The sequence below is a fragment of the Cystobacter fuscus genome (assembly GCF_002305875.1).
Lineage (GTDB): Bacteria > Myxococcota > Myxococcia > Myxococcales > Myxococcaceae > Cystobacter > Cystobacter fuscus_A.
The window spans coordinates 4,796,225-4,809,441 of sequence record NZ_CP022098.1 but is presented as its reverse complement, the minus strand read 5'-3'; the positions used below and the strand labels follow the sequence as shown (position 1 = coordinate 4,809,441).

The window sequence follows — 13,217 nt, the reverse complement described above, 5'->3', positions numbered from 1 at the left end:
TCAGGCCTTCACGTGGCCCTTGTCCTTCGAGCCGCTGCTCACCTGGATGCGCTTGGGCTGCACCTCGGGCACCTTGGGCAGCCGCAGGTTGAGCACGCCGTCCTTCAGGTCCGCGTTGCAGTGCTCCGCGTCCACCCCTTCCGGCAGGGTGAACGAACGGCTGAAGGAGCCGAAGCTGCGCTCATAGGCGTAGAAACGGTCGGATTCCTCCTTCTTCTCGTTCTCTCGCTTGCCGCTGATGGTGAGCCGGTCTCCGGTGAGGGAGATCTCCAGATCCTCCTCCCTGATGCCGGGAAGATCCGCCTTGAAGATGTACGAGTCCTTCGTCTCCTTCACCTCGAAGGCTGGGGTGAAGCTCCACGACCGGTCGGCCCCCAACAGGCGATCCACCTGGTCGAACGGATCGAATCCCATCAATTCCTTCATCTGCTCGAAGGGATCGGCCGTCCTTGGCCATCGACCCAGGGACGAAGTACCACTGCCTCGACGCACGGGAAGATCAGACATGACGTTTCTCCTTTCTACTCAGGGTCGCGCGATGCGCTACGGCCCTCCCATTTCAGGGTAGAGCGTCGAGAGGTGCTGGCAAGACGCACCCACGCGAGGCCCCTGCCCTCCTGCTCTGCCTGGAGGCACGCGACCCAAGGGGCTGACGCGGGAGTCAATGGCCCGTCCATGGCGCTCCCGTGGTGACGGGCCCGTGTCACCACTCGGGTCCATTCATTGCTCGGGAACCTGGACCACTGTCGATGGCCTCGCGATCCATCACGCGGTTTGCTACAGGACGCAACCTGGAGTTCTTTCGCCCGTCCAGGAGCCTGTCCATGAGGCCAGTCATGAGTGCGAGTGCCGGTTCGGCCGGGTCGGCATCCGCCATGGCTCGGGTCTCGGCTCCTGGCCTCTCGATGACGCCGCCACGCGCGGCATGGAACGGATTGCGACGATGAGATTCACACGAAAGCACTACGACGTGGCGGTCATCGGCGGAGGGCCCGCGGGACTGGTCACCGCCATCGCCTTCGCCCACCGGGGCGCGCGGGTGCTCGTGCTCGAGGCCAATCCGCAAGCGTGTCGGCGCTTCGCGGGCGAGTTCATCCACCCCCCGGGGGTCGGCGTGCTCGACTCGCTGCGCATCCGCCGCTCGGACTGGGCCCACGCCCGCACGAGCTTCGGCTTCAAGATCTTCCCGGACGATGGCAGCACGCCCATCGAGATGGCCTACCCCCAGGGCGTGGCGCTCACGTGTGCCCACGACACCCTGGTCGAGGGGCTGCGCGAGGAGGCCGCGGGCCTGGCGGGCGTGGAGCTGGTGACGTACGCACGGCTGGCGGGCATGGAAGGGCACGTGCTGCGCGTGGATGACCGGGAGCGGGGCGCCCAGGTGGAGGTCACCGCGGCGCGCATCATCGGGGCGGATGGACGGGCGTCCGTGGTGCGCCGGCAGCTCGGCCTGGAGGAGAACAGCACGCTGCTCTCCTATATGGCCTCGGTGGAGCTGCGCGGACTGGAGCTGCCCTTCGAGGGCTTCGGGCACGTGCTGCTCGGCGGTCCCGGACCGGCGCTCCTCTACCGGATCGGCCCCGATCGGGTGCGGGGCTGCCTGGACGTGCCCCTGCGCTACGGCGCGGCCCAGCGCAACCCCACCTTCCTGTGGGATGCCTTCAGCCCGGTGTTGCCTCCCGCGCTGCTGCCCGCCTTCCGGCGCGCGCTCGCCGAGGGCCCCGTCACCTGGGCCGCCAACCGCTTCCGTCCGCGCTCCGACTTCGGCCGGGGCCACGTCGCGCTCGTGGGCGACGCGCTCGGCCACGTGCACCCGATGACCGCCATCGGCCTGAGCATGGGCTTCCTCGACGCGCGCAGCGTGGCCGCGCACGAGGACCTCGAGCGCTACGCCGAGGAGCGCCGCGGCTACGTGCCGGAGCTGCTCGCCAGCGCTCTCTACCACTGCTTCCGACGCGAGGATCCGAGCGCCACGGGCGTGCGCGAGGCCATGTTCGACGTGCTGCGCGAGAACGCCGAGGCGCGCGGCCAGACGATGCGCATCCTCTGTGGCCAGGAGGAGCGCACGTCGAGCTTCGGCGGCATCTTCATGCGCATCGCCGCGGAGGCCATGAACAGCACGGCGCGCTCGGCGATACGCCGCGGCGGGCTCAAGAGTGTGTCCACCGAGCTGGCCGCGTATGGCGAGTGGATGCAGTGGCCCGCCGCCAGCCTCGTGCCGGGCGGGGTGCATCAGCGCTACCGCGGACGTGGCACCCCCACCCACCCCATTCCCCTGCTCAAGGAGTTCATCCCCGTGCGGGACATGCTCCGGAGCGAGGCGGAGGAGGGAGAGCCCTCCCCGCGCCGCCAGGCCCCGCCCCCGCCGCTCGCCCAGGCCATGGAGCAGGCCACGGATTTCCTCCTCCGGGAGCTGGAGTCCTTCGCCACGCAGCTCAAGCAGCGGCCGGATGACATGCTGCGCGCGGGGGCGATCCGCGTCATGCGCGCCATCACCCGCACGGACATGCGCGCGGGCATCTCGGCGCGGATGAGCCTGTGGCGCCGCCACCTCGCGCACGAGGGCCTGCGGCGCCTGCTCGAGCTCGAGGAGCACGAGGCTCCGGGTGCCCAGCCGCCCTCCATCGCCACGGCGGACCTCGCCGGACTCTTCCACCTGCTGCTGGGCGGCTCCACCTGGGTGCAGGAGCCCATCGTGGGCATCTCCGAGGGCGTGGACGTGTTGCTCGGGTGCCAGACGATGGCCGGCGGCTTCGCGGCCCGGACCTTCGACAGGACGCGCGCGGGCGGCCGGGGCGTGGGGGAGCTGCGCGCCACCGCCCTGGCCTGCGAGGCGTTGAAGATCATCCAGCGCCGGCAGCCCGGCATGTTCGACGCGCGCATCACTCCCGCGCTCGAGCGCGCGGCCCGCTGGCTGAGCGAGACGCAGTCGCCCGACGGCTCCTGGGCCCCCCTCGGCTCCGAGGGCCGTGTCGCCGCCACGGCGTGGGCCATGGAGGCCCTGCTCGCCGCCAGGGGACCCACCACGCACTCCCGGCTGCGCCGCGCGGCGCGCTGGCTCGTCGAGCGGCAGGCCGAGGACGGTGCCTTCACGGAAGGAATCCCCGTCCAGGGGGACGCCGAGCGCCGGTGGCTCACGGCGATCGCGCTCCAGGCCCTGATCTCCGTGCGCGCCCCCTACCCCGAGGCGATGGAGGCCGCGGAGGCCCTGCTCGCGACGGCGCTCGCCGAGGGCCTCCACGACGAGGCACGAGGCCCGTTCCAGGTCGCGCCCTGGGAGGAGTGCGCGGAGAGCCTCGACGCACTCGCGCTCTACGAGACCCTGCGGCGCGAGCGGCCCGAGCCCCTGCGCCGCGCGACCTCCGCTCCGTCCGTTCCTTCCGGCCGCTCCGAGGCGGATTGGATCTTCTGCAAGGAGAGCCTCGGCGAGGTCTCGCGCACCTTCGCGCGGCCCATCGCCCTGCTGCCCGGCAACCTCGAGGTGGCCATGACGCTGGGCTACCTGCTGTGCCGCGTCGCCGACACCATCGAGGACCACCCGTCCGTGCCGCTCGCCGCCAAGGAGCCGCTCTTCGCGTGCTTCCTGGACGTGCTGCGCGGCCACAAGGAGCCGGAGGCCTTCACCGAGGCGTTCAAGCCCATTGTGGGCCAGGACGCCGAGCTGGCCCTGTCGCGCGCCCTGCCCACCGTCATGCGCGTCTTCCACACGCTGCCGGAGAACATCCAGGCGAGCCTGGCGCGCTGGACGTCGGAGATGGCGCGCGGCATGGCCATCTACGCCCACCGGGAGCGCGGCGCCGACGACATCGTGGCGCTGCACACGGTGGCCGACCTGGAGCGCTACTGCTACTTCGTGGCGGGCACCGTGGGCCACCTGACGACGGAGCTGTTCCTGGAGGAGCTGGGCGGCGAGGTGACGCCGGAGCAGGCCCAGACGATGCGCCTGCACGCGGAGGCCTTCGGCACCGGGCTCCAGCTCGTCAACATCCTCAAGGACGTGACGGACGATCGCGAGGAGCGGGGCTGGTCCTTCATCCCCCGCGCCCTGTGCGCCGCGGGCGGCCTGGGCGTGGCGGAGCTGACGGACCCCGCGCAGCGTGCCCGGGCGCACGCCGCCGTCGCGCCGCTCTTCGAGATCGCCCGGAAGAACCTCGACGACGGGCTGAGCTATGCGCTCGCCATCCCCGCCACCGCGCCCCAGTTGCGGCTCTTCTGCCTGCTGCCGCTGTGGATGGCGGCGCGCACGCTCGTGCTCGCCCGGGGCAACGACGCCATGTTCGTCGCGGGCCAGCCGGTGAAGATTCCCCGCGCGGAGGTGGAGGCGCTCATCACCGACTGCATGAACCACCACGCCGATGACACCACGCTCCAGGCCCGCTACGCGGAGCTCTGGCTCCAGGCGCCCAACCACCACCAACGCCTCTCGGCCGGGTAACGCGAAGGAACACGCACATGCGCAACATGGCTCCTGATTCCACTGCCGGCGCGCGGCGCACGGTCGACTCCTCCCTCTCCGCCGCCATCACCCACCTCTCGGAGCTGCTCTCCCCGGAGGGCTCGCTCAAGGGCGACTATGGCGGTCCCCTCTTCATGCTGCCCATGTACGTGGGCACCGCGCACGCCGTGGGGCTCGAGCTCGATGCCGCCACGCGCGAGGGCATGGTGCGCTACCTCAAGGGCGTGCAGAACAAGGACGGCGGCTTCGGTCTGCACGTGGAGGCGTCCAGCTACGTCTTCACCTCCACCCTCTGCTACGTGGCCCTGCGTCTGCTCGGCGTGAGCGCGGAGGACCCCGCCGCCACGTCCGCGCGCCAGTGGATCCTCGCGCACGGAGGCGCGCTCACCTCCGCGCCCTGGGGCAAGTTCTTCCTCTCGGTGCTCCGCCTGCACGAGTACGAGGGGTTGGATCCGCTCCTGCCCGAGCTGTGGCTGCTGCCCGAGGCGCTTCCCGTGCACCCCTCGCGCTTCTGGTGCCACTGCCGCATGGTCTACCTGCCCATGAGCTGGCTCTACGGCAAGAAGGCGCGCATCCCCGACTCGCCCCTGCTCCAGCAGTTGCGCCGGGAGCTGTACACGACGCCCTACGAGCAGATCGACTGGCCGGCCCAGCGCACGCGCGTGTCGCCCACCGACTCGCAGGTGCCGCGCTCGGCGCTCGTGCTCGCGGCCAACTGGCTCATGGGTGTCTATGAGACCCAGGCGTCCACGCGGCTGCGCGAGCGCTCCCTGTCCTTCGTGTTGGATCACATCCGCCAGGAGGACGAGAACACGCGCTACATCTGCATCGGCCCGGTGAACAAGCTCTTGCACGTGCTGGTGTGGCACTTCGAGCGTCCCGGCGGCGCCGAGCTGCGGGCCCACCTCGCCCAGCTCCCCGACTACCTGTGGAAGGGGCCGGACGGCGTGAAGATGAATGGCTACAACTCCTCGGAGCTCTGGGACACGGCGTTCGCCGCCCAGGCGGTGGTCGCCAGCGGCCGCATCCAGGAGAACCTGCCGTTCTTGCGCTCGGTCTTCGACTTCATCGACCGCAGCCAGGTGCGCGAGGACACGCCCAACGCCGAGCGCTACTACCGCCACCGCTCCAAGGGCGGCTGGCCCTTCTCCACGCGCGACCACGGCTGGCCCATCAGCGACTGCACCGCCGAGGGCCTCAAGGCGGCGCTCGCGCTCGAGCCCTTCGTCGACTCGCCCCTGTCCCAGGAGCGGCTCACGGACGCGGTGGACCTGATGCTGTCCATGCAGAACGAGGACGGCGGCTGGGCCACGTACGAGCTCACGCGCGGCCCCAAGTGGCTCGAGCTGCTCAACCCGTCCGATTGCTTCTCGGACATCATGATCGACCCGTCCTACGTCGAGTGCAGCTCGTCCTGCATGCAGGCGCTGGCGCGCTTCCGGGAGCGCTTCCCGGGGGTACGCGCGAAGGAGATCGACGCGGCGATGAAGCGCGGCGCGCGCTACGTGGAGCGGGCCCAGCGACCGGACGGCTCGTGGGAGGGAAGCTGGGGCATCTGCTTCACGTATGGGGCGTGGTTCGGCATCTGGGGCCTCGTCGCCGCGGGGTACTCTCCGAGTCATCCGACCCTCCAGCGCGCCTGCGACTTCCTGCTCTCCAAGCAGAACGCGGACGGGAGCTGGGGCGAGACACCCGAGAGCTGCCGGCAGCGGCGCTACGTGCAGGCCGAGCAGGGCCAGGCGGTGATGACGTCGTGGGCGGTGCTCGCGTTGAGCAAGGCGGGCCGGCGCGACTCGCCCGAGGTCCAGCGCGCCCTGGGCTTCCTCGTGGAGCGGCAGCGTCCGGACGGCAGCTACCCCGAGGAGCACATCGCGGGGATGTTCAATAAGACGAGCGGCATCCACTACGATCACTACCTCGACGTGTTTCCGCTCTGGGCCCTGTCGCCAGTGCGGTAGACAGCGCGTCCATGACGCCCTCGGAACCCTCCGTCTTCGCCTGGCTCGGCCGGGCGGTTCACCGCCACCGCGGCGTGGTCTTCCTCCTCACCGCGGGAGTGCTCGTCCTCGCGCTCCTCGGCATCCTGCGCGGCGGACAGTTGAGCACCGGCACGGTGCGGGGGACGGAAGCGGCACACGCGGCGGAGCTGTCGCGGGGCATCTCCGCGGCGTCCAACGACACCACGCTCGCCGTCATCTTCCACTCGGACGAGTGGAAGACGGACGACGCGCGCTTCACCCAGGCACTGGAGGAGGTGCTCGGCCCCGTGGGCAAGCTGCCCGAGGTGAGCGCCGTGGTGTCCCCCCAGGGCGCCCCCGAGCAGCTCGCCAGCCGGCTCCTCTCCGCCAGCGGCCATGACGTGCTGGCGCTCGTGCGGCTCAAGGGCGACGAGCGCGAGGCGGCGCGCGCCTTCCCCACCGTGCGCCGGGCGCTCACCAGCGACAAGCTCGGCGTGCTGGTGACGGGCAAGGTCGCCTTCGTGGAGGCGTTGGATCGGCTGCTCGAGCATGATCTGCTCAAGGCGGAGCTCATCTCCTTCCCCCTCGCGTTGATCGTGCTGCTGTGGGTGTTCCGCACCCTGGGCGCGTCGCTGCTGCCCATCGCCGTGGGCGGGCTCGCGGTGATGACGGGCGTGTCGGGCGTGATGCTGCTCGCGCACGTGACGGACATGGCGCAGTACACCATCAACGTCGTGACGCTCATCGGCCTGGGCGTGGCGATCGACTATTCGCTCTTCATCGTGAGCCGCTTCCGTGACGAGCTCGAGCACGGCGCCACGGTGGAGGCGGCGGTGGTGAAGACGGTGGACACGGCGGGCCGCGCGGTGGCGTTCTCCGGCCTCGCGGTGGCGGTGGGCCTGTCGGGGTTGCTCTTCTACCCAGGCTCGTACCTGAGCGCCATGGGCCTGGGCGGGGCCGTCGTGGTGGCGTTCGCGGTGATCTACTCCCTCACGTTCCTGCCCGCGCTCCTGTCCGTGCTCGGCCCCCGGGTGGACTGGGGCCGCCTGCCCATTCCGCGCTTCGGCGAGGGCAAGGGCCTCTGGCACCGGCTGGCCATGTGGGTGATGAAGCACCCCTGGCTCGTGCTGTTGCCCACGCTCACCGTGCTCGTGGCCATTGGCCTTCCCTTCCAGCGGCTCCAGCTCGCCGCCACGGACATCACCGCCCTGCCCGCCGAAACGGAGGCACGGCGCGGCGCCGAGGCCCTCAAGAACCTGTTTCCCTCGCAGGCCGCCACACGCATCCTGGTGACGGTCCAGTTCCCCTCGGGCGACGCCTTCACCCCGGAGCGCGCCCGCGCGCTGTACGCCACGAGCCGCCGCCTGGCCAAACTCCCCGGGGTCCAGGGCGTGGAGAGCATCGTCGACCTGGACCCGGGCATCAGCGCGAACCGCTACGCCGCGCTGGCCGAGGAGCCCGCCGCCCGGCCGCCCGAGTTCGATCTCGCGCTCGAGGCATTCATCAAGGGAAACATCGCGGTGATGCAGGTGCTCACGCCCCATGCGGCCGCGAGCGCCGAGGCCCGTGAAGTCGTCCGCGCCATCCGCCAGGAGCGCGCGGTGGGTGACGGGCAGTTCCTCGTGGGTGGCCAGACGGCGGCGGACGTGGACGGCGCGGCCTTCATCGTCGGGCACTCGCCCCACGCGGTGCTCTTCGTCATGGGGCTCACCTACGTGGTGCTGTTCGTGCTGCTTCGCTCGGTGATCCTCCCGCTCAAGGCGCTCCTGATGAACCTGCTGTCCATCGCGGGCTCGTTCGGCGCGCTGGTGTGGATCTTCCAGGAAGGCCACCTGAGCGGCCTGCTCGCGTTCGAGCCGCGCGCCATCGAGCCCTCGCTGCCCATCCTCCTGTTCTGCGCGCTCTTCGGCCTGTCCATGGACTACGAGGTCCTGCTGCTCACGCGCATGCGCGAGGAGTGGCTGCGCACGCACGACAACGCGCACTCGGTGGCCGAGGGCCTGGAGCGCACGGGCCGCCTCATCACCAGCGCCGCCGCCATCATGGTCGCGGTGTTCGCGGCGTTCTCGCTCGCCCAGGCGGTGGTGGTGAAGGCCATGGGCGTGGGCATGGCCATCGCCGTGGCCCTGGACGCCACGCTCGTCCGGGTGCTCATCGTCCCCGCGATGATGCGGCTCATGGGGGAGTTCAACTGGTGGGCCCCCGCGCCACTCGTGCGCCTGCTCGGCGGCACCCACGCCCCCGAGGACTCGCGGCCCGAAGCCCCGAAACAGTGAGTTCCAGCATGCCCGATGGTGGTGGTGGTGGCGGTGGAGTGAAGGGCGTCGTCAGGGTCCGTGGCGCCCGCGAGAACAACCTCAAGAACGTCGACGTCGACATCCCGCGCGATGCGCTGGTCGTCTTCACGGGCGTGTCGGGCTCGGGCAAGTCGTCGCTCGCGTTCGGCACGCTCTACGCGGAGGCCCAGCGGCGCTACTTCGAGTCCGTGGCCCCCTATGCGCGGCGGCTGATGGATCAGGTGGGTGTGCCCGAGGTCGACTCCATCGAGGGCCTGCCCCCGGCGGTGGCGCTCCAGCAGCAGCGTGGCTCGCCCACGACGCGCTCGTCCGTGGGCAGCGTCACCACGCTGTCCAACTCGCTGCGCCTGCTCTATTCGCGCGCCGGACACTATCCGCCCCATCAGGAGCACCTCGCCGCGGAGGCGTTCTCGCCCAACACGCCCGCGGGCGCTTGTCCGCGCTGCCACGGGCTCGGGCGCATCTACGAGGCCACCGAGCGCTCCATGGTGCCGGATGACTCGCTCACCATCCGCGAGCGGGCGATCGCCGCGTGGCCCCCCGCCTGGCACGGCCAGAACCTGCGCGACATCCTCGTGTCGCTCGGCTACGACGTGGATCGTCCCTGGCGCGAGCTGCCCCAGAAGGACCGGGACTGGATCCTCTTCACGGAGGAGCAGCCCACCGTTCCGGTGTACGCCGGCTTCACCCCCGCGGAGACGCGCCGGGCGCTCAAGCGCAAGGAGCCGCCCAGCTACATGGGCACGTTCACGAGCGCCCGCCGCTATGTGTTGCAGACCTTCGCCACCACGGAGAGCGCGTCCATCAAGAAGCGGGTGTCGCGCTACCTGCTGAGCACCGAGTGCCCCGAGTGCGAGGGCAAGCGGCTGCGCCGTGAGGCGCTCTCCGTCACCTTCGCGGGCCTGGACATCGGCGAGCTGTCACGGCTGCCCCTCACCCGCGTCGCCGAGGTGCTGCGCCCCACGGTGGAGGGCACGGCACCGGGGATGGCGAAGCTGCGGCGGGAGCACCCGGAGAAGGCGCTCGTCGCCGAGCGGTTCGCTCGCGAACTGCTGGGGCGCATCCAGGTGCTGACCGAGCTGGGGCTCGGCTACCTGTCGCTCGAGCGCAGCACCCCCACCCTCTCGCCCGGAGAGCTGCAACGGCTGCGGCTCGCCACGCAGATCCGCTCCCAGTTGTTCGGCGTGGTGTACGTGCTCGACGAGCCCTCCGCGGGCCTCCATCCGGCGGACACCCAGGCGTTGCTCGCGGCGCTCGGACAACTGAAGAACGCCGGCAACTCCCTCTTCGTGGTCGAGCACGAGGTGGAGGTGATTCGCGAGGCGGACTGGATCGTCGACGTGGGACCGGCGGCGGGCGAACAGGGGGGCCACGTGCTCTACAGCGGTCCGCCCGAGGGGCTCGAGCGCATCGAGCAGTCCCAGACCCGCCGCTATCTCCTCGGACACGACGAGGCTCCGGGACGCGAACCCCGCTCGCCCCGGGGCTGGCTGCGCCTGGAAGGCGTCAGCCGCAACAACCTGCACGCGCTCGACGTGGACTTCCCGCTGGGCGTGTTCACGACGGTGACGGGCATCTCCGGCTCGGGCAAGTCGAGCCTCGTGAGCCAGGTACTGGTGGAGCTGGTGTCGGCGCGGCTGGGCCATGCGCCGCCCCCGGAGGAAGAGGAAGGCGAGGAGCTGGAGCGTCCTCCCGTCGAGCCGGTGGGCGGCCGGATCTCCTCGGGACTGGAAGGCGTCACGCGCCTGGTGCGGGTGGATCAGAAGCCGATCGGCCGCACCCCGCGCTCCAATCTGGCGACCTACACGGGGCTCTTCGACACCATCCGGAAGCTCTTCGCCGCGACACCGGCCGCGCGCTCCCGCCGCTATGACGCGGGACGGTTCTCCTTCAACGTGCCCAAGGGACGCTGCGAGACATGCGAGGGCGAGGGCTTCGTCAGCGTGGAGCTGATCTTCCTGCCCGATGTGTTCGCCCCCTGCCCCACGTGCCACGGCGCCCGCTACAACGCGAAGACGCTGGAAATCAAATACAGGGACCAGAGCATCGCCGACGTGTTGGGCATGACGGTGGACGGAGCGCACGCGTTCTTCGCCGACGAGCCCCACGTGCAACGCGCCTTGAGTGTCCTGCGGGACGTGGGCCTCGGCTACCTGCGCCTGGGCCAGCCCGCGACCGAGCTGTCCGGCGGCGAGGCCCAGCGGATCAAACTCGCCACGGAGCTTCAGCGGGTGCAGCGCGGCAACACGCTCTACGTCCTGGACGAGCCCACCACGGGCCTGCACCCCGCGGACGTCGAGAAGCTGCTGACGCAGCTCAACGGGCTGGTCGAGCAGGGCAACACCGTCATCCTCGTCGAGCACGACATGCGCGTCGTGGCACAGAGCGACTGGGTCATCGACATCGGCCCGGGCGCCGGTGCCGAGGGAGGCCGGGTGGTCGTCTCCGGAACCCCCGCGCAGGTGGCACGCGTGGTGAAGAGCCGCACCGCGCCCTTCCTCGCGCGCGTCCTCGAAACCGGGCGCTCGGCAAGCCTCGATTCTCCAGGCGGCCCCGAACCGTGAACCAGTCAACAGATCTGGTATGAAGCGTATATTGTACCCCCTCCCGGGACCGTCAACTCCCGTGGTCCATTGAGTGTCGTGGAGGAGGGGGAACCTTGTTCATTCGTGTGTTGCAACGCTGTATCACTGGTGTCGTCATGCTCGGGACCTGGAGCGCACTGGCCCAGGACTCGAGCATTCCTGGATTCGAGCTCGAGCGGCTCCAACTCAACCCGGGTGCGAGAGACAGCCTGGTGCTGTCCACGGGAGATCAACTGCGGCAGGGCCGCTACCGCCTCGCGCTGACGGGGCACTGGGAACTCAACCCCCTGGTGCTGGTGGAGAACGGCGAGCGCAGCGCCGTCATCGTCAGCGACCGGGTGACGGGGCACCTGAGCGGCGCGTATGCGCTCCATGACTGGCTCGAGCTCGGCGCGCAGGTGCCCATCGTGGGCCAGTGGGCCGGAAACCCGGGCTCCGTGGGACTCTCGGCCCCCTCCTCGTTCGCGCTGGGCACCCCCTGGGTGCAGGGCCGCGCGCGGCTCCTGTCCGAGGCGAACGCGGACGCACTGGACCTTGGCCTGCACCTGGGCGTCGCGCTCCCGCTGGGCAGCGCGGAGGCCCTGACGCGGGATGAGGGCTTCACCTTCACGCCCCGAGTGGGCCTGGGCAAGCAGTTGGGCGCGGGGTGGCGCGTGGGCGCCGACGTGGGCGCGCTGGTGCGCACGAAGACGTACGTGCTCACCTCCGGGACGAGCCAGCCCCGGGATGAGCTGGGCGTGGAGCTCAACGGCGGCGTCAACGTCACCGGCCCGCTGGTGAAGAAGGTGAAGGGCGAGCTGCTCCTGCGGGGCACGGCGCCCCTGGCGCGCTCCCCCCTGTCGATGGAGGCCCTGCTCGGCGTGCGCGCCCCGGTGGGCCCCGTGGAGCTGTACGCCATGGGCGGCCCGGGCTTCGGCACCACGGTGGGCACGCCCGCCGTCCGCGTGCTCGCGGGGGTGGCCTTCGCGCCGGAGGACAAGCCCGTGTGCGTGGAGGGCCAGTCGTACCCGGTGGCGCTCTGCCCCGAGCTGGACGCGGATGGCGATGGCGTGAAGAACCGCGCGGACCAGTGCCCCCGGGACGCGGGCCTCGAGCAGTTGGGTGGCTGCCCGGACAAGGACGACGATGGCGATGGTCTGCCCAACCTGGTGGATCGCTGCCCCCAGCAGGCGGAGAACGTCAACGGCTTCGAGGACGGCGACGGCTGCCCGGACGAGCCGGACTCGGACGGTGACGGCATCACCGACTCGAAGGATCGCTGCCCCCAGCAGGCCGAGGACAAGGACGGCTTCCAGGACGAGGACGGCTGCCCGGATCCCGACAACGACGGGGACGGCGTGGCCGACGCACGGGACGCCTGCCCGAACGAGGCCGGAGTGGCGGCGAACAAGGGCTGCCCGGACAAGGATCGCGATAGGGACAGCGTCGTCGACCGGCTGGACAACTGCCCGGACGAGCCCGGCACCCCGGAGAACAACGGCTGCAAGCAGAAGCAGCGCGTGCGCCTGGAGACGGGACGCCTCGACATCCTCGAGTCCGTCTACTTCGAGGTGAACAAGGACGTCATCGACAGGCGCAGCTACAAGCTGCTGGATGACGTGGCCTCCATTCTCCGCGAGCACCCGGAGATCGAGCGGATGCGCGTGGAGGGCCACTCCGACAACCAGGGCGATGCGCAGTACAACACCGAGCTGTCGCAGCGCCGCGCCGAGTCCGTCGTGAAGTACCTCGAGGGCAAGGGCATCCCGCGCGAGCGGCTCCAGGCGAAGGGCTTCGGCCCGGCGAAGCCCCTCGCGGACAACACCACCAAGGAAGGCCGCGCGAAGAACCGCCGCGTGGAGTTCCACATCGTCGGCGACGCCGAGGGCGTGGAAACCCAGCAGGGCACACCCAACTCCGACACCGCCAGGTGAAACCAACC

6 protein-coding genes are annotated in these 13,217 nt (G+C 70.6%); 5 read left to right on the top strand and 1 reads right to left on the bottom strand.

Annotated features, from left to right (window positions below; genetic code table 11):
- Positions 1 to 507 carry an Hsp20/alpha crystallin family protein gene (locus tag CYFUS_RS19760; RefSeq protein WP_095986635.1) on the bottom strand — a complete coding sequence of 169 codons (507 nt, stop codon included), beginning with the start codon at positions 505 to 507 and terminating at the stop codon, positions 1 to 3.
- A 436-nt stretch (positions 508 to 943) separates the two neighbouring features.
- On the opposite strand from CYFUS_RS19760, the gene CYFUS_RS19755 reads away from it, so the two are divergent.
- The 5 genes from CYFUS_RS19755 to CYFUS_RS19735 all read left to right on the top strand — a co-directional run bounded on the left by CYFUS_RS19755 (position 944) and on the right by CYFUS_RS19735 (position 13,209).
- Positions 944 to 4,435 (top strand): squalene/phytoene synthase family protein, encoded by a 3,492-nt coding sequence (locus CYFUS_RS19755; protein WP_198316641.1) that lies wholly within the window; start codon positions 944 to 946, stop codon positions 4,433 to 4,435.
- 17 nt (positions 4,436 to 4,452) lie between these two features.
- Entirely contained in the window at positions 4,453 to 6,414 is a 1,962-nt protein-coding gene (locus CYFUS_RS19750) for a terpene cyclase/mutase family protein (RefSeq protein WP_095986633.1), read from the top strand.
- An 11-nt stretch (positions 6,415 to 6,425) separates the two neighbouring features.
- Positions 6,426 to 8,690 carry an MMPL family transporter gene (locus CYFUS_RS19745; RefSeq protein ID WP_095986632.1) on the top strand — a complete coding sequence of 755 codons (2,265 nt, stop codon included), beginning with the start codon at positions 6,426 to 6,428 and terminating at the stop codon, positions 8,688 to 8,690.
- An 8-nt stretch (positions 8,691 to 8,698) separates the two neighbouring features.
- Complete coding sequence (gene uvrA, locus CYFUS_RS19740) at positions 8,699 to 11,275, top strand: excinuclease ABC subunit UvrA (protein WP_095986631.1); 2,577 nt, start codon at positions 8,699 to 8,701, stop codon at positions 11,273 to 11,275.
- Between the two features lie 137 nt (positions 11,276 to 11,412).
- Positions 11,413 to 13,209, top strand: coding sequence for an OmpA family protein (locus CYFUS_RS19735; protein WP_095992118.1), 1,797 nt, complete (start codon positions 11,413 to 11,415; stop codon positions 13,207 to 13,209).
- The last annotated feature ends 8 nt before the right edge of the window (positions 13,210 to 13,217 follow it).

What these genes read in the sequence shown, in the direction of transcription:
- CYFUS_RS19760 (WP_095986635.1), bottom strand. Translation starts at nt 507, where the DNA reads ATGTCTGATCTTCCCGTGCGTCGAGGCAGTGGTACTTCGTCCCTGGGT.
- CYFUS_RS19755 (WP_198316641.1), top strand. Translation starts at nt 944, where the DNA reads ATGAGATTCACACGAAAGCACTACGACGTGGCGGTCATCGGCGGAGGG.
- CYFUS_RS19750 (WP_095986633.1), top strand. Translation starts at nt 4,453, where the DNA reads ATGCGCAACATGGCTCCTGATTCCACTGCCGGCGCGCGGCGCACGGTC.
- CYFUS_RS19745 (WP_095986632.1), top strand. Translation starts at nt 6,426, where the DNA reads ATGACGCCCTCGGAACCCTCCGTCTTCGCCTGGCTCGGCCGGGCGGTT.
- uvrA (WP_095986631.1), top strand. Translation starts at nt 8,699, where the DNA reads ATGCCCGATGGTGGTGGTGGTGGCGGTGGAGTGAAGGGCGTCGTCAGG.
- CYFUS_RS19735 (WP_095992118.1), top strand. Translation starts at nt 11,413, where the DNA reads ATGCTCGGGACCTGGAGCGCACTGGCCCAGGACTCGAGCATTCCTGGA.